Source organism: Flavobacterium sp. GNP011 (assembly GCF_056428925.1).
Window position 1 is genome coordinate 56,846 of record NZ_JBWJVJ010000005.1, and the last position, 25,469, is coordinate 82,314.

Genomic DNA, 25,469 nt, shown 5'->3' on the forward strand with positions numbered 1-25,469 from the left:
TTTAAGATAGAATTATAAGATCAATATTAGAAGATGTTAGGTTGTTCAACAATTTATTAAAAACAGTTGTCGATAAAATTACTTTAAATAAACTCAAATGCGGTTTCCCGATGCAAACGGTCGTAATTTGTTTTTGCGCGACCACATTTAAAATAGCATTTGTTATATGAGTATTCTGAACTTTAATTACTTCGGCACCAAGTTGTGTAGCTAACTTGAAATTATTAATAAGATGCCGCTGTTTGTCGAGCGCAATTTTGTCGCTGCTTTCTTTGGGTGTTTCTACATACAAAACGCACCATTTGCTATTATAATAACTCGCTAATCGGGCTGTTTTTCTTATGATTGTCTTAGCGATTTTGTCATTACTGCTGATGCAAGCCAACAATTTTTCATGTTTTACTGCAATGTTTTTGGCCACTTCGCTTTCCACTTTCCGATTGACTTGACTCGCTACTTCCTTCAAGGCCAGCTCCCGCAATTGTAAAATTTGATCGGATTTAAAAAAATTATTTAGCGCTGTAGGAATTTTATCTGCAGTATAGATTTTACCTTCTTTCAAACGCGTAATCAACTCATCTGAGGTCAAATCAATATTCACCACCTCATCCGCGAATCTCAAAACACTGTCAGGAATTCGTTCCTGAACATCAATATTTGTAATGTTTTTTACATCTTCATTTAAACTTTCTAAGTGCTGAATGTTTACTGCCGAAATCACATTTATGCCTGCTTCTAAAATCTCCAAAACATCCTGCCACCTTTTTTCGTTTTTGCTTCCTTCTATATTCGTATGCGCTAATTCATCTACAATAACCACTTCTGGACGCAAATTGATAATGGCTTGTAAATCCATTTCTTCAAGCAATTTCCCTTTATAAAAAACGGTTCGCCTTGGAATGACCGGTAAACCCTCTAGTAGTTCGTGTGTTTCTTTCCGATTATGCGTTTCTATAAACCCAATCTTTACATCTATCCCGTTTTTCAACAAGGTATGTGCTTCCTGTAACATCCGAAAAGTTTTGCCTACACCGGCACTCATACCGATGTAGACTTTAAACTTTCCTTTGCGTGATTTCTGAATTAAATCAAGAAAGTGTTTGACATTATTTTCTTTTTCGTTGTCCAATTTAGTTTTAGGATTTTAAATTTTAGAAAAAATTAAAATGAAATTGCCAATGCTGTCGTTAAAAATACATTTTGATTGCTAGGATCAGTATTTTTCAAAAAGATATCGTCTTTACTATTTAAAGTTCTTGCTTCTATTCTAAACATCACATTATCAGCAACTAAATAATCAAAATTTGTAGAGAAACCGTATGTTTTAAATCCGTTAGGTGTTGCTGTTGCTATTATTACTCCTTTTTCATCCGCGTAATACTCCGCTCTTGCTGCTATTTGGATTTTAGTAGTCGGTTTGTATTGCGCTATTAAAATCGGTGAAAACCAAATATCATATTGGTCACTTTCTGTTACTTTTTGTTGCGCTCCAATATCAAAACCAGCTGTTAAACTTGTCTTTTCGGATACTTTAAATTGTCCATAAAAATTATTGAAATAACGCCATTTTTTTAAATTATCAGGTTGTTCATTCCCCACATACGTACTCCAGTTTAATGTGGTTTTGGCAGTAGGTTTATAGGTTACTTGTGTACCAAAAGCCGGAGTTTGGTTGCCATCAATTTTCTGGATGCGTTGCCAACCGTTTAAATACATAGCGGCCAAATACCATTTTTCATTTTTTGAAGTATATCCAATTTTCACACCCGCTTCATAATACGGCGAATTATCAGCCAAAATACTTCTAGTCAAAGTGGCGCAATCTTTACCAATAGCGCTTTCAAAACCAATATGTGACGGCATAATTCCCGCATCAATCCACAGATTGTGTTTCGACGAAATTTTCACACCCACATTCGCTTCATAAACATTTTTCAGTAAATCTTGTTCTGCTGCCAAATTGTAATCGGCATACGTTCCGGCCATTAGGGCAAAATTCCCGCGAACATTCTCTTTAGCATAATTTACCTTCGCCAATCCTAAATTCAAATTGACCTCGTTGTGTTTGTTATGACTGTAAATAAATCCGGGTCTTACATGATTGTCTGGTTCACCAAAATCATAACTGTAATACGTTTCTACATAACCCGAAAACGTGAAAGGACTTTGTGTTTTTTCAATTTCTTGTGCACTAACTGTTGTTATCCCAAAAGCTATTAAAGCAATATTTATTATTTTTTTCATTTCTATTATTTTTAGAAGCTAATCCCGCTATCATTCCAATCTTTTGTCTCGCAAAAAAAAAACGAGACAAAAGGATTTTCCCTTCTATCGGGGCTAGGGCATCTCGTTTTTAAAAAGCTTGTTTTTTCAATTTGCCATTCTCTTTTCTATTGAAATCATTCTTATTTCAATTCGTCCAAGGCTATATTTAATTCCAAAACGTTTACGGTCGCAGTTCCTATTACTGCTGGTGTATTGATTTTGGCTTGCACCAAAGCTTTTACTTTTCCCTCTGATAAGTTTCTTTCTTTCGCCACCCGTTTTACCTGAATCAACGCTCCTTGCGGTGAAATATTAGGGTCTAACCCACTTCCCGAAACCGTCACCATATCCGAAGGAATCTCTGATTTTTTCAAATAAGGATGCACGATTAAAAAAGTGTCGATTCTTTTTTGCACCAAAGCTAAATAATCAGGATTACTCGGTCCTTTATTGCTTCCTCCACTTCCTGCAGCGTTATAATCCACAGCTGATGGTCTTCCCCAAAAGTAGTTGGATTTATCGAATTTTTGTCCAATTTTTTGATACCCTACCACTTTTCCGTTTACGGTAATTGTTTCTCCTTTTCCTTTATTGGGAGCCAATTGTGCTATTCCAAAAATTGCCATTGGGTAAATAACCGCTAACAATACCACCATAAATAAGGTAAATTTTAATATTGAAAATATATTTTTCATTTTTCTTTTGTTTTTTTTTTATTCATCCCGACCTTCCCTGCACAAGCGACAGCGAACTGGCGAAGCAAAGGAGAGTGAGAAATTATGAAATTTTTTACTCTTAATTTCGTTTGTCAATTCATAAAATTCATTTTTCACAATCCTTTTATGGGGTTTAGGCTCCCTCTCCTTTGGAGAGGGCTGGGGTGAGGATTACATAAATAATGCTACAACCAAGTCAATTATTTTAATCCCGATAAAAGGAACAATTAATCCACCAAGACCATAAATCAATAGATTTCTCTTTAAAATAGCACTCGCACCGATTGGCTTATAATCAACACCTTTTAGCGCAAGCGGAATCAATATTGGAATGATAATCGCATTGAAAATTACAGCTGATAAAATCGCACTTTCTGGACTGTGTAATCCCATAATATTTAATCCTTCAAGAGCAGGAATTGCAGTGATGAAAAGCGCAGGAACAATAGCAAAATATTTGGCCACATCATTCGCAATAGAGAAAGTAGTAAGCGTTCCTCTGGTCATCAATAATTGTTTTCCTATTTCTATGATTTCAATTAACTTGGTGGGATCATTGTCCAGATCGACCATGTTTCCGGCTTCTTTTGCTGCTTGAGTTCCGCTGTTCATGGCCACACCAACATTGGCTTGTGCCAAAGCAGGTGCATCATTAGTTCCATCACCCATCATCGCTACTAGCTTGCCTTGTTCTTGTTCGTTTTTGATATAATTCATTTTATCCTCAGGTTTGGCTTCGGCAATAAAATCATCTACACCAGCCGCTTCGGCAATAAATTTGGCTGTCAACGGATTATCTCCGGTTACCATCACCGTTTTTACACCCATTTTTCTCAAACGTTCAAAACGTTCTTTCATCCCCGTTTTAATAATGTCCTGCAATTCAATAACCCCTTGAACTTGAGCATTTTTTACAACCACCAATGGCGTTCCACCTTTTGATGAGATAGCGATCACTGCTTGTGCAATATCCTCGGGGAAAATAGTTCCCGCTTTCAGTGCAATATTTTTTGCTGCATCCTGAGCACCTTTTCTAATATCGGTTCCATCTTTTAAAACAACACCACTGGTTCTGGTTTCAGCAGTAAATTTGATTAAAGTAGCACCTTCAATAGATAGTTTGTTTGCCACTTCAATTCCTGCCAGTTCCACAATACTTTTGCCTTCAGGCGTGTCATCAGCCAGCGAACTCAAAACTGCAGATCTGATAAAATCCTCTTCCGAGATTCCTTTTGCTGGATAAAAATGGGTTGCTTTTCTATTTCCAATGGTGATGGTTCCAGTTTTATCCAAAAGCAATACATCAATATCTCCGGCAGTTTCTACCGCTTTTCCTGATTTTGTAATTACATTGGCACGCAAAGCCCTATCCATTCCTGCAATTCCAATGGCTGATAACAAACCTCCAATCGTTGTTGGAATCAAACAAACAAAAAGAGAAATGAAGGCGGCAATTGTTATCGGCGCATTGGCGTAATCAGCAAACGGCTTCAAGGTCACGCAAACAATCACAAAGATTAATGTAAAGGCAGCCAACAAAATAGTTAACGCAATTTCATTAGGTGTTTTCTGGCGGCTTGCTCCTTCGACCAAAGCAATCATTTTATCCAAGAAACTTTCTCCTGGTTCGTTAGTTACGATAACTTTGATTTTGTCTGATAACACTTTAGTTCCGCCGGTAACTGATGATTTATCGCCACCCGCTTCCCGAATTACAGGAGCGCTCTCTCCGGTAATGGCACTTTCATCTATAGTGGCTAATCCTTCAATAATTTCACCATCAGTTGCAATTAAATCACCAGCTTCACAAACAAAAACATCGCCTTTCTTTAATTCAGAAGAACTGATATTCTTAATTTCGCCATTGGCTAAAACTTGTCTTGCCGGAGTTTCTTCGCGTGTTTTTCTTAAACTATCCGCTTGTGCTTTTCCTCTTGCTTCGGCAATAGCCTCAGCAAAATTGGCAAACAAAAGCGTTGCTAACAAAATTAAAAATACTATGAAATTATAAGTAAAACTGCCTTGGTCTTGTGCGCCAAATAAAATGGCAATACACACGGCAAGCATAATGGCAGTTCCAATTTCAACGGTGAACATGACCGGATTCTTGAACATTATTTTCGGGTTTAGCTTTACAAAAGACTGCACTAACGCCTCTTTTACCTGCTTACTTTCGAATAATGAATTGGATTTATTGTTATTCATTTTTATTATTATTTTAATGTAAAATATTCTGCCAATGGTCCTAATGCCAATGCTGGAAAGAAAGATAAGGCTGCAATAATGGCGATTACGGCAAAAACCATAACTCCAAAAATGGTCGTGTCTGTTTTTAAAGTTCCAGCACTTTCAGGAATATATTTTTTATTGGCCAACAATCCTGCGATAGCCAATGGCCCAATGATAGGAAGGAAACGACTCAATAATAAAACAATTCCTGTGGTGATATTCCAAAAAGGATTATTGTCGCCCAAACCTTCAAATCCAGAACCGTTGTTGGCAGCGCTCGAAGTATATTCATACAGCATTTCCGAAAATCCGTGATGTCCAGGATTGTTCAACCAGCCAGTGGCATTACCGCTAAACCAGTAGCCCATTGCAGTATCATTTGCAGCAAAATAAGATGCTAAAGCCGTTCCTGACAATATCAATAAAGGGTGAAGAATGGCAATGAAAGCTGCAATTTTGACTTCTCGGGCTTCAATTTTCTTTCCTAAAAATTCTGGTGTTCGTCCCACCATTAATCCCGAAATAAAGACCGCTAAAATGATAAAAATATAGAAGTTCAAAAATCCTACGCCGCAACCACCATAAAAGGCGTTGACCATCATCGCCAATAATTGCATGGATCCAGAAACCGGCATCGAGCTGTCATGCATACTATTGACCGAACCTGTAGAAATTACGGTGGTAGCAATGCTCCAAAATCCAGAAATAGCGGGTCCAAAACGAACTTCTTTGCCTTCCATGGCTCCTGTTGTTTGGGCAATTCCCATTTTTTCGATAGCGGGATTTCCGTTGAGTTCACTGATAACTGTTGGAATAACTAAAAGTAAAAACCCAATAGTCATCACACCAAAAACTACGTAGGAAAATTTTCTTTTCTTTAGATAAAAACCCAAAGCAAAAATCATAGCAAACGGAATTATTAATTGTGCCCAAAGTTCAACTGCATTACTAAAATAAGTAGGATTCTCTAATGGATGCGCCGAATTGGCTCCAAAAAATCCACCACCATTCGTTCCTATATGTTTTATACCGATAAAAGCAGCAGCAGGACCGCGGGAAACTCCTACTGAATCACCTTGTAAAGTGGTGATTGTATATTTTCCTTCAAAAGTCATTGGTGTTCCATTAAATAACAATGCGATGGCTACAAGAGCAGAAAGAGGCAGTAAAATTCGAGTACAGCTTTTGATAAAATAGTTATAAAAGTTGCCCAATTTATCTGTGGTTCTCTCTTTCATTGCAGTAAAAACCAATGCTGCGGCAGCCATCCCGACACCTGCCGAAACAAATTGCAGGAACATCAATACCATTTGTGACAAATAAGAAACGCCTGTTTCGCCAGAGTAATGTTGTAAATTGCAATTTACCATAAACGAAATAGCGGTATTGAATGCCAAATCGGGCGTCATATTTGGATTGTTATCTGGATTCAAAGGCATTGAACCTTGAAATAACAACACAAAAAAGCAAAGAAAGAACCAAACCATATTCACGCTTAACAACGCTTTTAAATGTTGTTTCCAGTTCATTTCTTCGGTGGAATTGATACCACTTATTTTGAAAATAAATTTCTCAATTGGATTAAAAATCGGGTCAAGTACTGTTTTATTTCCCGTAAAAACCTTAGCTATATATTTTCCAACAGGAACCGCTAAAATTATAGAGATGATAAAAATACTAATGACACCAAATAATTCTGTGTTCATAAGATGTAATTTGTTAATGGTGAAATGTGAGTTGTGCAACGTGAGATGTAAGTTATACTGCCAAGAGTTTTTCTCAACTTTTTACTTCTTACGAATTACATTTCACATAATTAAAATTTTTCGGGTTTGATTAATACGTAAACCAAATAGCCGAAAACAACAAGTGCAATAATAAATAGTGCAGTCATAATTTAGATTTTTTCAAAAAATTCGACAGATTTAAAACAAATCGCAAATAACAAAACGGCTAGTGCGAGTAAAAGGATTGTGATGATCATAATTTTAGATTATTGGATTATTGGACTTTTAGACAATTTATTAGCCTCGTTATACTCCGGAAGCATTAATTTGCTTGATGTATTCAGCCTTTAAAGATTTTGGAAAAAGATCTGAAATTGTACAATGACGCATTTCCATAAAAGAGGAAACCGAAAAAAGATAGACATTGGAAATAGCAATTTTTGTTTCGTTGCTTCCTGTTGCCAATAAGCGTTCAGCGAGTGCCAAACATTTTTTTGCTCTGGAAATATTTCCCGTAATAATGGCAGTCTTGGTGATTTCGGCGAAGCGTTCTGCTTGTTTGTAAATCGTGGTGACTTGATTTTTCATTAGAATGATTTATTATGTTCTTCATCGCTAATGCCAAAAGTTGTTCCAATAGATTTAAAATTATTTAAAGTGTTGTTATTGTTGATTTTGAGATTGACGTGCCAAAATTTAGTCATAAAAAAACCTATCAAAATGATAGGCTTTTATTGAAATGATAAGGTGATATAGAATTTTTTAGTATTTTAATTTGAAGAACCTACTACCTTACCATTGTAAGTGTCATTTAATTTTGCCACAGTATTTCCTTTAAGATTGATTAAGATATTTTCTTTTGATGTTTCAACTGAAAATAATCCTTTTTTGTATCCGTTTACACTTTTGTATTTGTTAGGAATTATTACGTTACCTTTTTTATCAATAAATCCCCATTTAACAGAATTGGTTTCAGATGATGATTCTCCTTTACCATATTCAGCATATCCATTGCTAAAACTTCGCATTTCTCCTTTAAATTTAAAATCAATAACTGTATTTCCATTTTTGTCTATAAATCCCCAAAGGCCTTTTTTTAAAGCAGGGGCAATCCCTTCCGAAAAATTTTTAACTTCATCATAAATCATCGAAATAACAATTTCTCCTTTTTCATTTGCGAATCCGTATTTTCCATCTTTTGAAATTGAAATAAGACCCTCTTCAAAAGAATATCCAAGTTGATCATATTCTGGAGCCAGAACAATTTTGCCGGACTTATCCATTAATCCTTTTAGCGAATTAATGGCAATAAAATCAACCAAAGCTGTGGATAGAAAATCATATTTTGGCTCAACTAATATATTCTCATGCAGATCCATTAATCCATCCAAATCTTCCTTTTCTTTTTTAAAAGTCAACGAAAAACCATTTTCATAGTTTCCTAAAGCATAATATTTACATGCTATTACAATGTTCCCATTTTTGTCAATCAAACCATATTTACTATCGTTTTTTATTACAGCATAATCATTGTAAAACCTATCTAATGAATCATATTTAATCTCAAATATCTTTTCTCCCTTACTATTGGCTACATATTTATTTCCTTTTCTATCGAATATTAAAAATGTCTGTTTTAGACCAGTAGGATAAATACCATCATATTCCATTTTAAGAACGAAATTGCCTTTTTTATCAATTACTCCGAAATCATTATCAGTTATTACTATGGCATATCCATCTGTAAAACCTCTGGTACTTTCAAATTGAAAAGGGATTACTAATTCTCCTTTTGTATTGATAAAACCATATTTACCATTTAATTGTAAAGCAAATAACCCATCACTAAGTTGGTCTATCGTTTCATATTGATTTGGAACTATTGTTTTTCCTTTTTCATTTAAAATTCCAAATTTTGGAGAATTACCGCTTATGTAATAAACAAAATCACTTTCTTGAGAAAAAATTAAATTGGACAAGAAGCAACATATTATGAGTAATGATTTTTTCATAGGTTCGTATTTGTATTTTTTAATTTGATACTATGTAATATTATACTCTTCCAGTTTTCTATACAACGTCGCAATCCCAATTTCGAGTAACCGTGCCGTCTCGGCTTTGTTGCCTTTTGTATAATTCAAAACTTTTTGAATGTGTAATTTTTCGACGCTACCTATAGAAAAAGCAGAGACTATCTTGTTGTCTTTGACAGTTTGATGTTGAATTTCGTAAGGCAGCAGATCTTGAGTTAAAATCTCGTTATTAACCAAAATAACGGCACGTTCAATCACGTTTTTAAGTTCCCTTACATTTCCTGGCCAGCGGTACGTTTCTAGTTTATGAAGAAAATTGGCATCAATTTGAACTGCTTTTTTATTGGTTTTAGCCGAAAATTGAATTGCAAAACTTTGGGCTAATGGAGCTATGTCTTTTACTCTTTCGCGCAAAGGTGGAATTTTAATCTCGAAAATATTTAGCCTAAAATAAAGATCAGAACGAAAACGATGTGCTTCACTTTCTGTTTTTAAATCCCGATTTGTAGCCGCAATCAAACGAAAGTTAGATTTTTTTACAGTAGTTCCTCCAACCGGAATGTATTCATTCGTTTCTAAAACACGAAGCAATTTAGCTTGCAAATCAATTGGCATTTCTCCTATTTCATCCAGAAACAAAGTCCCACCATGAGCTTCTTCAATAAACCCTTTTTTATCTTTTAATGCTCCCGTAAATGCACCTTGTTTGTGACCAAATAATTCGCTTTCTAGAATTTCCTTACTAAAAGTACTACAGTTCAAAGCCACGAAGGACTTCCCTACTCGATTGCTATTTTCATGAATGGCTTGAGCAAAAACTTCTTTTCCAGTTCCTGTTTCACCTGTTAATAAGACTGTAGATTCTGTAACAGCAACTTTTGAAGCAAGTTCTATTACTTGCTTCAAAGCTTTTGATTTTCCAACTATAGTTTGGAATGAAAACTTATCTGAAATTCGTTTTTCGAGTATCACAACCTTACGTTGTAATTCTGATTTTTCAAGAGCTTTATATAGCAGAGGTAGTATTCTGTCATTATCATCGCCTTTAACAATATAATCAAAAGCGCCATTTTTCATAGCCTGTACACCATCGGAAATATTCCCAAAAGCTGTTAACAAAATAACCTCAACAACGGGAAAGGATTCTTTAATCTTAGTTACAAAATCTACACCATTCCCATCCGGAAGTTTAACATCACAGAGTACAACATCAATGTCGTTGTGTTCTATTTTTTTAAACCCTGATTTCAAATCGGGAGCTTCAATGACATGAAAACCTTCTGATTTTACTATTCGAGCAAGCAGTCCTCGAAGTTTCTCTTCATCGTCAATTATGAGTATGTTTTTCAAAATAAGCTTTATGAATTTAATTAACAAATTTACATCTTTGCCTCTTTGCTGAGGATACATATTAAAAGAAATTTTAAAAGACAATCGATTAGAAAAGAAAATAATTTATTTGTAGTAACTATTTATTGAATAGTTTTTCATCTTTTATATTGCTTTTTGGCTATTTAAAATTCATTTTGTAGTCTTCATTATAAAAATTAAAACTCAATTTATCTGCCTTGTTTTAAAATGTGAAAAATGCAAAAAATAAAAACAAAATAATAAATTGAAACAACTAAAACATTCCCTTCAAAAAAAAAAGAATGATTCAATAATGAGATGGTTTATTTCAATTAATTTGGACTAAACCCCAACTAAACTATAATAGGAACCTTCCACAAATGTGTTTGCAAAAACTTGATATTTGAGCATTACAAATTTCCTTTACTAGTCCTGATTTTGAAATTAAATTCAATTTGTAGTTCTGAAGTCCTATGTTTAATCTTAGGCTAACAATAGACTTTAAGCCTAGTCTACTTTGGAAAAAGATAGTTTAATCTATTTTTCTACTCTTCTTTCAGTTTTTTACTGTATCTACATATTGTAACAATATTTAATTATAACCTAACTTTTAAATCTATTTTTATCAATAACTTGTGAATCTTAAATTAACCCCAAATTTAATATTAACATGAAAACAAAATTAAAATTATTGTTATTGCTATCCTTTGTCTGTTGTACAGTACCTATTATTGTAAAGGCTCAAAATTTGAATCTAAAGATTATGTCTTTTAATGTACAACAACCTTTTGGAACAGACTGGGACGGAAGAAGAGCGAGTGCTGCTGCTATTTTAAATTCGACACAAGCGGATGTTATAGGTACACAAGAAGCAGTAAATTACCAACGGGATTTTCTAGCACAACAAACGGGTTATGCGTGGTATGGCGGTGGTCGAGATGGTGGTGACAGTGGTGAAGGCTCGTGGATATTCTACAAAGCAAACAAATATACCTTAGACAGCGCTAACTCTGGTAACTTTTGGTTGTCGGATACACCACTGGTTCCCTCCCGTTTTGCTGGGGCTTATAACCGCATTTGCACTTTTGTTCACCTTATAGAAAAAAGCTCTGGCAAAGGTTTTTACATCTTTAATTCGCACTTTCCAACCCCCGATTTACCCGAGGCACGATTGAAAAGTATGAAACTTCTAACCCAACGAATGGCCAGCAGAGCTATTCCATCAGATCCTATATATGCCACTGGAGACTTTAATTCAAACGAAATAGATGCCGTCACAATTTGGATGAAAACAGCCGCTGATAATCCTACAAAATACAGAGACACTTATAGAGATGTTAATCCTACAGGTGCGGTAAATACGGGATTTGGTACTAAGTTCGATTACATTTACTGTCCCAATGATTCTAAATATACAACTCAATCTTCTAAGGTCTTAAGCAGTCCAATCGCATCGGATCATTTCCCTATTGTAGCCGAAGTTCAGTTTAAAAATGAAAGTACGCCACCAATAACTGTTACTCACAATATACCAGGTAAAATCGAAGCAGAAAATTATGCTAATTCATTTGGTGTAACACTAGAAAACACAACCGATGTTGGCGCAGGAAAAAATGTGGGTTATTTAGAAGTTAATGATTGGATCGAATACAAGGTAAATGTGGCGACAGCTGCCAATTATACACTTGAATTACGAGTTGCAAGCACAAACGATACTGGAAAAATAGATATTTTAGTTGATGGGCAACAAAACCAAACAATCGCTTTGCCTCTGACCAATGGATGGCAGTCATGGCAAACTGTTACAAAAAACATCAACTTACCTGCTGGATTACACACCCTAAAGTTTCAAGTTGCAGCAGCTGGTTTCAACATCAACTGGTTTAATTTTGTAGCGCCAACCCCATCAGCATTGCCAATACCAGGCAAAATTGAAGCAGAAAGCTACGTTAATGCTTTTGGTGTCACCCTAGAAAACACAACCGATGCTGGCGCGGGAAAAAATGTAGGCTATTTAGAAGTTAATGATTGGATAGAATACAATGTAAACGTGGCTTCTGCTGGCAATTATACACTTGATGTACGTTTTGCAAGTACAAACGATAGCGGAAAAATCAATGTATTAATTGATGGCCAATTTAATCAAACCATTGCTTTGCCTTTGACTAATGGATGGCAAACATGGCAAACCCTTTCTAAAAACATCAGTCTACCTGCTGGTCTGCATACTATCAGGTTTCTAGTGGTGACAGAAGGTTTTAACTTAAACTGGTTTAACTTCGCCTCCTTAACTCCATCAAATCCATCAAATCTAATCATACCAGGAAAAATTGAAGCAGAAAACTATGCGATTACATTTGGTACTCAACTAGAAGATACTGCTGATGCAGATGGAGGAAAAAATGTTGGCTTTTTGGATGTAAACGATATCTTAGAATATAATGTTTCCGTAAAAAATACGGCAACTTATAATTTTGAAATAAGAGCAGCAAGTTTTGATAGTGGCGGGCGTATTAATATTTTGGTAGACAATCAATTTATAAAATCGATCGATTTACCTATTACTGGTGGTTGGCAAAATTGGCAAACATTAAATTCAAGTATTAACCTATCACAAGGCAATCATCGCTTAAAATTAGAAGTGGTAAAATCGGGTTTTAATCTAAACTGGTTCAATTTTGCTACTGTCGCATCTTCAAAATCTATTGAAAGTAAGATTTCAGAAGGTATTGAGGCTAACTCATTTTATCCAAACCCTGCAAAGGACTATATTAACTTTAACACCGAATATGATTGGACGATTTTCTCTTTTTCTGGAAAAAAACTACTATCAGGACGATCACAAAAAGCGGATGTAAGCAGCCTAAATACAGGAATTTATATTCTTTATTTTAATGATCAAAAGAAGAAGTTAATTATCAATTAAATCCTTATTGAGCATTATTTTAAAAAAATCTTTTTATCTAAACCAAAAGGAAAAACAGCAAAATACAATAGTTCATTAAGGAGGTGTAAGCTTCTTTGTTTGTATTATTCAAAACTTTCAAATGGATCGCATAAAAAGTATATCTTTAATATTAAATTGATTGCCCCCTAAATCTATTTTACTAACCAACTAAAAAAAAATTATGAAAAAAAGTACTGTATGGGATCTATATCCCGTCATTTCTATGTTGTTTATGTTTTTCACTGGCTTACTTTATAGTCAAGGTCCTATCCCTTTTACCATCGAGAATACGTCTACATTTAATGACAATGAGTTATATGTAGCGATTGTTGGAATTGATTATACTACAGGTAATCATGTTTGGGTAAATGCAAAAACTAGTCAAGTACTCCCAATGAATCCTTCCTACAACACAGTAGTTGAGCCAACAATTGGAGGAAATACTGGCCCTGGATTAAACTCAAAGTATGCCAATTGTTTTGTGAAGTTGAGTGAAATTCCAAACAAGACTTTTACTTTACCTCAAATTGCTGGTTGTCGTGTTTTTATTTCAAAAGGATCTCAATTGTATTTTTATTTCTTTGGAGCATCAGGAACTGTTAAAGGATATACCTCACCTAATCCTTTGAATGCAACTGATCCCAATAAAGGAATTTTATATGAAATAATAGAAGTAACGAATAACCAATTTGGCTTCTTTGGCAATCCATCAAGAGTAGATTCATATCAATATCCCATGGGATTAGAATTGTTTGGTGCAAATGGTTATCAAAAACGTGTTGGTGAACTATTAAAACACGAGGACATAATTACTTCGTTTAAAAACAATGTCCCAGCCGAATTTCAGGGTTGCGTAAACAATAGCACGGGAGAAATTACAGCACCATCTAAAACACCCGCATTTGCTGACGGAACTGGAGGAACTACTGTTGGTCCACAAGCTAATTATTTAAAATCATACATAGATGCTATTTGGAACAAATACAAAAATGAAGATTTGATATTCTTTGCTGGTGATGCAGGAGTCTTTAAAGGACGAATCATTGGAGAACAGCTCGTAATGGTTGGACAATCAGGAGGATTTGTAGGTCGAACTGGAAGAGTACAAAATAGACCTTCAACACAAGAAGCACTTGAAGGAAAAGGCGTTTTGGACAGAAGAATAAATGATGGTGATTTGGATCTTGTCATACAAGCACAATTGACCGCTGCCATAAATCGACATATGGTAAATGTAACTACACCAAACCCTGGGCAACAAAATTGGTATGATGCTACTAAATTCTACCAAAGCAATCCAACGAATCATTATGCGAAATTTTGGCATTTACCCGGCATCAGTGTAGACAATTTATCTTATGGTTTTGCATATGATGATGTAGCCGATCAATCCCCATCATTACATTCTCCAAAACCAACAAAAGTTATAGCGAGTTTTGGCGGCTATGCTAATTCAGCTCCAGCAATTCCTTCCACTACAGATGTGATAACGGTGTATAAGGATTGTAATTACGCTGGTTTTTCTGGTGGATTATCATTGGGTGAATACAATTTGGCGGCATTAAAAACGCTGGGGATTGATGAAAATGTAATATCCTCAATACGAGTAACTGAAGGCTTTCAAGCAATTCTTTTTCAAGAAGATAATTTTGCGGGTAGTTCTACATTGATAAATGCGAACAACGCTTGTCTAAACTCCACTTGGAATGACAAAGTAAAATCGATACGAATTATTTCTAACGGAACAGACACTCTAGGTAATACTACTTATTACTTGCAAAACAGAAATAGTGGTTTGTATATGGAAGTAACAGGCGCAAGTACTGCAAATAATGCAAATATTGTCCAAGCTGCTCTTAATAATGGAGACCATCAAAAATTTGTCTTTACCCATTTAGGAAATGGAACATATAAAATTATTGCTAAACATAGTGGTTTATCAATGGATGTAAAAGCCTTTGACAAAGCTAATGGTGCCAATGTTGAACAATATGCCTATGGCGGAACCAACAATCAAAAATTTATCTTAGTTTCTACTGGAGACGGTTATTACAAAATTGTTGCAGGTCACAGCGGTAAATTAGTCGAAGTCTCCGCTTTTAGCACTGCAAATGGTGGTAATATTCAACAATGGGAAAGTGCAAATCAAACAAGTGGTCAATGGAAATTGATTCCATACGTTGCTACACCTTCAGTATTGGTGCAAGCAGAATCTTTTTCGAGTATGAGTGGTATACAAACCGAAGCTACTACAGATACCGATGGAGGTCTTAATGTGGGCTATACAGATGCTGGAGATTGGATGGCTTACAATAACATAAATTTCCCAACAACAGGATCTTATTTAATTGAGTACCGTGTGGCAAGCGCCGTAAATGGAGCAAAAATATCCTCAGATTTAAATGCTGGATCAATTATGTTAGGAAGCCTTACCATTCCAAATACAGGAGGTTGGCAAAAATGGCAAACTATTTCGCAGACAGTAACAGTAAATGCAGGGACTTACAACTTTGGAATTTACATCCAAAATTCAGGAGTAAATCTCAACTGGTTTAAAATTAGTAAGTTGGTAACTGCTAAAAAATCTGAAGAAAAAGAAACCCAAAAAGAAATAGCAATTACAGTTTACCCAAATCCCACAAAAGATATACTTTACTTCAAAACGGATTTGACTGACGCTAATTTAACTGTGATTTCGTCTTCAGGAAATGTTATGGTAAATCAAAAACTTGTGAACAATAGCATTGATGTTTCTAACTTTACTGCTGGGTTGTATTTTATCACTGTCCAAAAAAATGACGGAACTAAACAAGTAATAAAATTCCTAAAAGAATAAAGTAAAATTCATGACCATCCCTTACATTCATTACAAATAAGGATCAGATTAAATAGTATTGATCCAAAACAAAAAATGATTTATTTATGGGGCAATTAATTGTTTTACAAATCATGTTTGTAATGGATGGTCATAATTCTTTAAAGCAAAAGGCTTCTTTCAAGTCTACCTCAACGGCTTTAAACCGAAACTAATAAAAAAGATAATTTTAGAGTTATGTTTTAACTCTAAAATTATCTTTTTTATATTATGGAAACCAAAAAGTTTTAATTTAAATACAACAAAAGTATATTGTAGTTGTTTTTGTTTATCAATTGAATTAATTCATTAATTGATAATTATTTTTTTTATTTCCTTTTTACCATCACTCTCAATTTGAACTAAATAAACCCCTGGAGTGTTGTTACTTAAGTTGATATGGCTTGTTTCTGTCAATGTCTCTTTTTCTAATATTACTTTACCTAATATACTGGTTATCTTTATTTTTGAAGATATTGGAGCTTGAATTGTAAACTCCCCAAGATTTGGATTAGGAAATAAATTAATTTGAGTTTTATCAAGCTGCACTGCAGCAGTAGACAGTACAACTGGAGGCGGTAAATAAAAATTACCACTTAGCAAAAATAAATACAGTGTTTTAAGGGTATGATTAAAGTAGCTATTAGGTTCATTTAAATTTTTTAAATCGGCATAGGAATTATCAAGATGAGATTGATTTTCTCCGCCCATCGCAGCAGTAGCAAAAGCACCTACAAAAGTAGCGTTATGCCATTGTCCTGTAAGCGTTCCGTTTTGATTGTAACCGTCTTTTATATTCTGTGTTCCTCCTAGGTTTACACGAACAAAATCTGAAGCTTTCTTACTTAAAGTTTTTCCTGTAGTATTCCCATACCACACATAATCAGTAGCAATTCTCCAAGGTGTTCTTGCCGCATCATAGTTGTATGTTCTACCTTGATTTACATATCCAGAGGCTTCATTTGAGTAATTCCCATTAGCCTGACACCAATCGGAAACCAAAGCACCAGTGGCATTATTTTGTACCAGGTTATTTTCTAAAATGGTATAACATTTTGCCGCCACAGTATCCCAATAAACAACATCATTTGTAAAAACACCAAAAGCTCTACAATATGCAGGTGACAAATAAGAAGGATTTGTGAGGGAAGAGCCCCCAAAAGCATCACCAGGCTTGATAACAAAAGTATTCAATTCAATTTCTTTATTTTTTATAGTGCTAATTAAGGCTGTAGCATCGGCTCTATAATTAATAGTTCCTGTACTTCCCCATTGATAATCAGCAACAATTAGAGCCATAGCCGCATCCAACTCAGCATCAGTTGCGCCATTATTGCCTATTACACCAGAGCATCCATTAATTTTCCAATTCATAACTCCATTAGCATTACGATTGTCTTTATAATAATTCCATAATCAATCAAAGATGGCTTTATCTGTAGCGTAAGAAGTTAATAACATTCCATAAGCAACACCTTCAGAAACTGTCTGGGAAGGCGAATCAAATTTTACTCTGTATCTGTTGTTTGAACAGGATTCTAAAAAATTTGTTTTCCAAATAGCATAATTGCTCACCGCATCTTGACCGCTTCGGTTAGTAGCCATTAAACCATGAGAATAGACTTTATTAGCTGGAAAAGGCTGAGTTTGCCCAAGGCTAATCATTGGATTCCAAAGAAATAAAATAAAAAAAAGTGTAGGTTGTAATACAAATTTCATAATGAATTAGTTAAAGTTAGTTATTTAATTAGTAATGAAATTATAAAGATTTGGGGACCTTTGAATTTCATAAATCAATGTAAAAATAAACATTTGAATATAAAATAAAGACAAACTAATACTCTAATAACTAACAATCTATTGTATTTAAGTGATTTTTATTGACAGAAATTTTCACCCAACAACTAAGTATTACTTTTAAAAACTTTACGGAAGTAAAAAAATAACATACAAAAATAGATTACATTATCAATTGCTTGCGCTAATACAACACCTTCAATACCATATTTTTTTAACAAAAAAGTACTTAAAAAAAGCATCATAAATAAGGAAAAAAACTCTGTCACTAAGAATGCTAAGGTAAGCTTTTTGGCAAAAAATTGACACCCTAAAATTAAAGCAGCAACCTTGAATACATCTCCAAATAATTGCCAAAAAAACAGGGCTGTAACAGGACGGAAAGCAGGAGTAAAAAGAAGATCGATGATGTAAAATCGTAGGCAATATAATACCACCATGGCAACTATAAAAAATGGTAAAACCAATTTATAAAATTCCAAAAACATTTTTTTTGTTGACAAATTGTTTTTAGCTGTAGCCAATTGCGGTAAAAAATATACGCTTATTATAGTGGTCACAAACATCATGTAATACATTGAAATTCGCTGCATCGTTTCCCAATATCCAGCTTGTTCAAGTCCTAAATTCAAGATGATATTTTTCCGAATGGCGAGGTAAATAAATGGACCTACTACAGCTGTAGCTAAAGTCATTACGGTATAAGATGCTAATTTTTTTAGAATAGCAAAATCAAATTCTTTCCAAGAAAATAAGGATATAAATGCAATTTCTTTATTGGCAAAAAAAACGGCTGCAAAAAAAAGTGTTGCTGGCATTAAAACAAGCGCAAGTAACGCACCCGTTGTTTTGTAATTAATAATTAATATTATAGACAATAAAAAACCCAATACATTCCCTGTTGTATTGATCCAAATAACTTTTTTGTATTTACCAAGTCCATTGATAACAGCTGTAAAAAACACTGAAATGGTATACCATGGTAAAGAAAATGCCAAGACTTTTATGATAAAAACAAAGTCAAAATTTTCTCCAAACAACAAAAAATTCCAATAGGATGCCAAAAAAAACAAGGAAAAACTCAAAACTACCGCAACGACTAGTAAACTCATAGTTACTGTTGCTAAAACTTTCTTGAGTTCCATATCGTTATTTTCGGCTTCGGCAACATATTTTACAATGCCATTTTGAAAACCTAAAGTAGAAATATTCTCCAGTGAAGTAAAAAAAACACGTAAATTACCCACCAATGCCATTCCGCTAGGTCCTACAAAAACAGCTAAAATCTTTGAAGTGAGTAATCCTGATACTATTTTTACGGTAACACTCAAGCTATTCCAAGTAGCAATTTTAAACAACTTATTTTGAATAATTTTACTTAATATGTTCAAACTAATATTGATTTAAAATCGTTATCACATAACTAACTTCGTCCTCAGTCATAACAGGACTCATGGGTAAACTCAAAACCTCGTTGTGTATTTTTTCAGTAACAGGATATGAGTTATGATTTAAAAATTCAAAAGCTTTTTGCTTGTGTGGCGGTATGGGATAATGCACTACTGTTTCAATACCATTTTCGCTTAAATATCTTTGTAGATCATCTCGATCAAGTGTTCTAATCACAAACAAGTGAAATACATGGCTTGTTTCATGATCTATAGAATTTGAAATACTCGGTAATATTATCTTTTTATTTTTTATTTCATTTAAATATCGCTGTGCAACTGCTATTCGATGAGCATTTGCCGCGTCTAGAAAAGGTAATTTTACATTTAAAAATGCTGCCTGAACCTCATCTAATCTAGAGTTTACCCCAATAATATCGTTTTTGTATTTAAGCTTAGAACCATAATTTCGAATGGATTGTAGAACTTCAGCAAGAACCGCATCATTCGTAGTAATAGCACCTCCATCTCCTAATGCTCCTAGATTTTTGCTTGGATAAAAACTATAGGCTTGATTGCGGGATAATGACTCCTCTTGCAATCCTAAGCCATCATTACCACTCGTAATTTGAGCACCATGAGCTTGGGCTGAATCTTCAATTACTATTAAATTATGAGCATTTGCAAGTGCAAATATAGCATCCATATCTGCCAATTGTCCGTATAAATGAACAACTAAAATAGCCTTGGTATTTGAAGTAATATGTTTTAGAATAGCATTAGGATCAATGTTATACGTACAAAGTAGAGGCTCTACGAGTATTGGAACAAGATCAGCTTGCATAATCGCTAATATACTGGCGATATATGTATTTGCGGGAACAATGACAGCATCTCCTTTTTTTAATTTACCTAATTGAATGTATCCTTTAAAAAGCAATAAAAGTGCATCAAAACCATTGCCTACACCTATACAAAACTTAGTACCGCAGTATAAAGCAAAATCCCGTTCAAAATCTTGCAACTCACTCCCTAGTATATACCAACCATTATCCAGTACTTGTTTCAATTTATCTTGAAAAGCACTTTCATAAGGTGCATTTATTTTCTTTAAATCTAGGAATTTAATCATCTATCAAGACTTAATTTTTAATTACAAAAATAGCGGTTAACTTTTCAAAATCAGCCGTTTGTACTTCATAAAAATCTTGAATTATTGTTCTAGCTCCAAAACTTTCTTTCCAGTATGACAAACCTTCGTTGAGCAACTTCCCATTTTGTTCATTTGAAATCCCAAAATCAAAATACCGCTTATGAGCAAAAACTTGATGGATTAAATGTTCGAATAAAACGTCAAGGCTTCCCAACTTTTTTCCATTTTCAAATTTAGATAGGTATTGACAATGGGCCACTGTCTCGGTTTCAAATATGGTTGCACCTGCAACAATAACATCTTTGTTGTATACATTAAACTGCCGAACGTTTTCAGGAAACTGTGTTTTTAAAAATTCAATTTCTTGTACCGTATGCACAGGCTCTACTTGATGTTGTGCTTTTAAATTGGGAATCAACACTTGGTTCCAAAATGCATTAGAGCTATTTTCTTCTCTTACTTCTAGGTTATTTTTAACGCCTCTTATAATTCCGTTTTTTCTCGATCTATCAAAAACTACTTTTTGGGACAAATCAATTACGGCCAGTGAATCTCTTCTGACTAATTTGGCATCGGCCAAAAATAAGGCATAGAGCAATTCATCAGATGGTTTGTTACAATATATGGAGGGAATTGCTTTTAGATACAGTTTTTGAACCGTATTTTGATTTAGGAAATATAAAACCTCCTTAAAGGCTATGAGAATAGTTTTGAGCTTATATTTATCAGTTGTAACCAGACCACCATAAGTAAGTCCTTGGTGAGAAAAAACAGTATCCTCAACTCTGTTGGCTGGCAATACACCAATTAATTGTGAGTTGAAATAAATCAAAAGTGAAAAATCAACAAAACGATCTTTATGGTACTCTATAAAATCCCTATGAAACAAAAAAGTAGCATTTTTGGCTTGACCAATAAAATCATTCCACAGTTTATAATCAGTAGGTTCGTATTTTTTTATATAAAATTGCTTCACTTTTAAATTTTAGACAGCATTAAAGTAATCATTTTTTTATTTCTTTTCTAAGGTAGGTAAATACCATTTAAACTTGACTGCCATCAATCTAAGCGAAATAATTATAGACGAAGTTGTCAAATACAGTACATCATTTTCTAGGTTTAAATCCCGAAGTATAAAGAAGACAATTCCACCCAAGATACAAAGCGTTGCATAAATCTCCCGCCTAAAAATAACTGGAATTTCAGTACATAATATATCCCGAATTACGCCTCCAAAACAAGCCGTCATAGTGCCCAGCGCAACACATATTATAGGATGTAACCCAATGTGAATTCCTTTTTCAAGACCAATAAGCGTAAAAACACCCAATCCTATGGTATCAAACAAAAAAAGGGAAGTTCTGAGTTTGTCAAATTTTTTTCTAAAAATAATAGCCAATACAAAACCCACGGCAATAACATAAACATAATTCAAGTCTAGCATCCATCCTACAGGAGTACGTCCAATCAAGATGTCACGCAATGTTCCACCGCCCACAGCCGTTACAAATGCTATAATAAAAACACCAAAAGGATCCATTTTTTTACTCATAGCTGTTAATGCTCCCGAAAGTGCAAAAGCCATTGTACCAATAAGATCTAGAAAATGAAACATTTAAAACTAGTTTTTTGCCAAAAATAGATAAAATCTGCGTCAATTCACCTCTCGTGTACCTAAATTATAGCGCTCTTGCTTTGTATTAAATATTAAATAAAAGGGCTTTAAAACTGTCATTTCTCTATGTATCTTTGTAACTATAAATCAAATAGATCAAAATCTTGAAACAAATTACTTCAGTTCAAAATCCATATATAAAATCCTTAGTGCTACTACAGGAAAAGGCTAAAGCACGAAAACAATCTGGAACTTTTTTAATAGAAGGGAAAAGAGAAATTGAAATTGCACTTAAAGGTGGATATGTTCTGGATCAAATTTTATTTCTTCCAGATATTATTTCGGAAACCGAAGTATTTCAATTATCAGCCACTGCTGAGTTAATTTCTATAAATAAAGATGTGTATCAAAAACTAGCATATAGAGATACTACCGAAGGAGTTTTGGCTGTAGCCAAAACAAAATCTATGCAATTGAATGATCTCAAATTGTCGAAAAACCCTCTAATCCTTATTGCTGAAGCACCAGAAAAACCAGGAAATATAGGTGCATTGCTGCGTACTGCCGATGCTGCAAATCTAGACGCCGTAATCATTGCAAACCCAAAAAGCGACTTATACAACCCTAATATAGTGCGTTCTAGTGTAGGATGCTTGTTTACCAACCAAATTGCAACTGGTACTACGGCAGAAATTATTACTTTTTTAAAAGATAAAAAAATCAACTTTTACTGTGCAACCTTACAAAACTCAAACTCCTATCATTTAGAAGACTACACTGCCCCAACGGCTCTAGTTGTAGGAACAGAAGCAACAGGACTTACAGAAGATTGGCGAAATGCAGCAACACAAAACATAATTATCCCAATGCAAGGTGAAATTGATTCTATGAATGTGTCGGTAGCAGCTGCAATACTTATTTTTGAAGCCAAAAGACAAAGGGGTTTTTAAAATTAAAGCTTTATAAAACCTTTTTTTTAAGTGCTAAGAAAATGATAAAACACCTTTTTGATTTGCAAATATTACAATAAATTGCTAAATTTAGTGATTATACAAAGCTGTTATGATAGAAATTGATATCGAGAAAGAAAATAAAGCAATTGCACACGAATATAAAGAGTTACTAAGAATAAGTTACCAAACCTTAACCGAAGAAGATAAAAAACTCATTCGTAAAGCATTTGATGTATCTGTTGAAGCGCACAAAGACCAAAGAAGAAAATCTGGCGAAGCCTATATTTTTCATCCTATAGCTGTCGCCAAAATTGTAGCGTCAGAGATTGGTCTTGGAGCAACTTCTATAGCAGCAGCCTTATTACATGATGTTGTTGAGGATACTCCAACAACTGTACAAGACATTGAACGCTTATTCAATCCAAAAGTAGCTCAAATTGTAGAGGGATTAACGAAGATCTCATTGGTGCAAAAAGACTTGAATGCCTCTATACAAGCGGAAAATTTCCGTAAAATGATCTTAACGCTTAATGATGACGTTCGTGTTATTTTGATTAAACTCGCCGATAGATTGCACAACATGCAAACCATGGACTCGATGAGAGAGGACAAACAAACCAAAATTGCTTCAGAAACTCTTTATATATATGCGCCACTAGCGCATCGATTGGGCTTATACAACATTAAAACAAAGTTAGAAGACTTAGGCTTAAAATATACTGAACCAGTAATTTATCATGAAATTGTAAGCAAGATAAAAGAAACCAAAGAAGAACAAGACGCCTACATCGCAGATATTTCAAACGTAATTAAAGAATCATTAGACTTAGAGAATGTAGAGTATGCCATTAAAGGAAGGCCTAAATCCATATACTCCATCCGAAGAAAAATGAAAGCTCAAAATGTAAGTTTCGATGAAGTGTATGACAAATTTGCGTTGCGAATTGTATACAAATCAAATCCTCATGAAGAAAAATTCATTGCCTGGAAAATATATTCTATTGTAACAGACCATTATAGGCCTAGCCCTAGTCGATTGAGAGACTGGATATCATCGCCTAAATCAACCGGATATGAAGCCTTACACATTACTGTTATGGGGCCTAAAGGACGCTGGGTAGAAGTGCAAGTTCGTAGTGAACGTATGGATGAAATTGCAGAAAAAGGATATGCGGCACACTACAAATACAAAAACGGCGCTACTGAAGAAAGCGGACTTGATGTGTGGTTAAACCTCTTGAAAGAGGCACTAGAAAACTCTGAAACAAATGCTGTTGACTTTGTAGAGGATTTTAAAATGAATTTATATTCTAAAGAAATTTTTGTCTTTACGCCAAAAGGAGAAATAAAATCATTGCCAAAAGGAGCTACCTCTCTAGACTTTGCATTTAGCATACACTCAGAAATAGGAATTAGAACCAGAGGAACACGTGTAAATGGCAAATTAGTCCCACTAAACTTTGAACTAAAAAGTGGTGACCAAATAGAAGTGATCACATCTCAGCATCAAAAACCTACCATAAACTGGCTAGATTATGTAACTACCTCTAGAGCAAAAACAAAAATTAAAAATGTTTTAAACGAGAATACCAAAAAAATTGGCGAAGAAGGGAAAGAACTCCTTACTCGTAAATTAAAACATTTAAAAATAACATTGAGTGAGCAAGTTATTAATGAACTGGTTAATTTCTTTAAACTCAAAACAAGTCTGGATTTATTTTATAGAGTAGGAATAGGTGCTATAGAAAACCAACAACTCAAGGACTATGCTGCGCAAAAAAGCAATACGTTTATTAATTTTTTCAAGAATAAAATAAAACGTTCACCAAGTCATACTTCTGACGAGGACATACACAAACCCATTATCAGCAGCAATTATGACATGCTGGTTTTTGGTAAAGAACATGATAAGCTAGATTATAAATTATCTCCATGTTGCAATCCTATTCCGGGTGATGATGTTTTTGGTTTTGTTACTATTAATGAAGGAATAAAAGTGCATAAAAAAGATTGCCCTAACGCAATAGGAATGCAATCTAATTATGCCTATCGGATCATGTCAGCAAAATGGATTGACTCCTCTCAAGAGGAATTCAAGGCTATTATCAATATTACCGGAATGGATGTATTGGGGCTTGCAAATGAACTCACAAAGGTAATATCAAACAACATGAATGTCAACATCCAAAGTATTTCACTTAGCACAGATGCCGGTATTTTTCATGGACAGGTAACCGTTATTGTGCAGAACAATACTATTTTGAAAAAAATGATCAGCAACATCAAAAAAATAGATGGAATAGACAAAGTTACAAGAGAATATAAAACATAACAATTCACATACTAATTTAGTATCCAACACCTTTTTTTTATAAATCAAGTTCAATCTTGTATGTATTCAAAAAAGAAAACTTTACATTTTAAACTAAAAAAATTATCTTT

Annotated in this window: 18 protein-coding genes and 1 pseudogene; 4 read left to right on the forward strand and 15 right to left on the reverse strand. The window is 34.2% G+C overall.

The window, feature by feature from the left end; all coding sequences use genetic code 11:
• Position 1 precedes the first annotated feature (1 nt).
• The 9 genes from AC061E_RS06310 to AC061E_RS06350 all read right to left on the reverse strand — a co-directional run bounded on the left by AC061E_RS06310 (position 2) and on the right by AC061E_RS06350 (position 10,323).
• A complete protein-coding gene (locus AC061E_RS06310; RefSeq protein WP_478285491.1) occupies positions 2-1,129 on the reverse strand; it encodes a sensor protein KdpD in 1,128 nt (375 codons plus the stop codon).
• Between the two features lie 32 nt (positions 1,130-1,161).
• Positions 1,162-2,244: a porin gene (locus AC061E_RS06315; RefSeq protein ID WP_478285492.1), complete on the reverse strand. Its 1,083-nt coding sequence runs from the start codon at positions 2,242-2,244 to the stop codon at positions 1,162-1,164.
• Positions 2,245-2,405: 161 nt separating this feature from the next.
• A complete protein-coding gene (locus AC061E_RS06320) occupies positions 2,406-2,960 on the reverse strand; it encodes a K(+)-transporting ATPase subunit C (protein ID WP_478285493.1) in 555 nt (184 codons plus the stop codon).
• 192 nt (positions 2,961-3,152) lie between these two features.
• Positions 3,153-5,186, reverse strand: coding sequence for a potassium-transporting ATPase subunit KdpB (kdpB, locus tag AC061E_RS06325; RefSeq protein WP_478285494.1), 2,034 nt, complete (start codon positions 5,184-5,186; stop codon positions 3,153-3,155).
• Positions 5,187-5,194: 8 nt separating this feature from the next.
• On the reverse strand, positions 5,195-6,916 hold the full coding sequence (gene kdpA / locus AC061E_RS06330; protein WP_478285495.1) for a potassium-transporting ATPase subunit KdpA: 1,722 nt from the start codon (positions 6,914-6,916) through the stop codon (positions 5,195-5,197).
• A gap of 110 nt (positions 6,917-7,026) precedes the next feature.
• A complete protein-coding gene (kdpF, locus tag AC061E_RS06335) occupies positions 7,027-7,104 on the reverse strand; it encodes a K(+)-transporting ATPase subunit F (protein WP_086455241.1) in 78 nt (25 codons plus the stop codon).
• Positions 7,105-7,243: 139 nt separating this feature from the next.
• On the reverse strand, positions 7,244-7,525 hold the full coding sequence (locus AC061E_RS06340) for a DUF7674 family protein (RefSeq protein ID WP_144889023.1): 282 nt from the start codon (positions 7,523-7,525) through the stop codon (positions 7,244-7,246).
• A 182-nt stretch (positions 7,526-7,707) separates the two neighbouring features.
• Positions 7,708-8,949: a WG repeat-containing protein gene (locus AC061E_RS06345; protein WP_478285496.1), complete on the reverse strand. Its 1,242-nt coding sequence runs from the start codon at positions 8,947-8,949 to the stop codon at positions 7,708-7,710.
• A gap of 30 nt (positions 8,950-8,979) precedes the next feature.
• Positions 8,980-10,323 (reverse strand): sigma-54-dependent transcriptional regulator, encoded by a 1,344-nt coding sequence (locus AC061E_RS06350; protein WP_478285612.1) that lies wholly within the window; start codon positions 10,321-10,323, stop codon positions 8,980-8,982.
• Between the two features lie 667 nt (positions 10,324-10,990).
• On the opposite strand from AC061E_RS06350, the gene AC061E_RS06355 reads away from it, so the two are divergent.
• Both AC061E_RS06355 and AC061E_RS06360 read left to right on the forward strand, forming a co-directional pair.
• The gene (locus AC061E_RS06355; RefSeq protein WP_478285497.1) at positions 10,991-13,246 is read left to right on the forward strand and encodes a carbohydrate-binding protein; all 2,256 of its coding nucleotides are present in this window, start codon (positions 10,991-10,993) and stop codon (positions 13,244-13,246) included.
• Between the two features lie 202 nt (positions 13,247-13,448).
• Positions 13,449-16,103 carry a beta-1,3-glucanase family protein gene (locus tag AC061E_RS06360; protein WP_478285498.1) on the forward strand — a complete coding sequence of 885 codons (2,655 nt, stop codon included), beginning with the start codon at positions 13,449-13,451 and terminating at the stop codon, positions 16,101-16,103.
• Positions 16,104-16,430: 327 nt separating this feature from the next.
• Here the strand turns inward: AC061E_RS06360 and AC061E_RS06365 are convergent, their stop codons facing one another.
• The 6 genes and pseudogenes from AC061E_RS06365 to AC061E_RS06390 form a co-directional block, all read right to left on the reverse strand.
• Positions 16,431-16,670, reverse strand: coding sequence for a T9SS type A sorting domain-containing protein (locus AC061E_RS06365; protein WP_478285613.1), 240 nt, complete (start codon positions 16,668-16,670; stop codon positions 16,431-16,433).
• A gap of 72 nt (positions 16,671-16,742) precedes the next feature.
• A pseudogene (locus AC061E_RS06370) lies at positions 16,743-17,840 on the reverse strand (family 8 glycosyl hydrolase); the annotation flags it as partial.
• Between the two features lie 185 nt (positions 17,841-18,025).
• Entirely contained in the window at positions 18,026-19,309 is a 1,284-nt protein-coding gene (locus AC061E_RS06375) for an O-antigen translocase (protein WP_478285499.1), read from the reverse strand.
• A 1-nt stretch (position 19,310) separates the two neighbouring features.
• Entirely contained in the window at positions 19,311-20,438 is a 1,128-nt protein-coding gene (locus tag AC061E_RS06380) for a DegT/DnrJ/EryC1/StrS family aminotransferase (RefSeq protein WP_478285500.1), read from the reverse strand.
• A gap of 10 nt (positions 20,439-20,448) precedes the next feature.
• Positions 20,449-21,435 carry a GNAT family N-acetyltransferase gene (locus AC061E_RS06385; protein WP_478285501.1) on the reverse strand — a complete coding sequence of 329 codons (987 nt, stop codon included), beginning with the start codon at positions 21,433-21,435 and terminating at the stop codon, positions 20,449-20,451.
• Between the two features lie 36 nt (positions 21,436-21,471).
• Positions 21,472-22,074: a trimeric intracellular cation channel family protein gene (locus tag AC061E_RS06390; protein WP_086453609.1), complete on the reverse strand. Its 603-nt coding sequence runs from the start codon at positions 22,072-22,074 to the stop codon at positions 21,472-21,474.
• Positions 22,075-22,238: 164 nt separating this feature from the next.
• Between AC061E_RS06390 and AC061E_RS06395 the strand changes: the two genes are divergently transcribed.
• Positions 22,239-23,024, forward strand: a complete 786-nt coding sequence (locus tag AC061E_RS06395; protein ID WP_478285502.1) for a TrmH family RNA methyltransferase — start codon at positions 22,239-22,241, stop codon at positions 23,022-23,024.
• Positions 23,025-23,136: 112 nt separating this feature from the next.
• Complete coding sequence (locus AC061E_RS06400) at positions 23,137-25,359, forward strand: RelA/SpoT family protein (RefSeq protein ID WP_158728329.1); 2,223 nt, start codon at positions 23,137-23,139, stop codon at positions 25,357-25,359.
• Positions 25,360-25,469 lie beyond the last annotated feature (110 nt).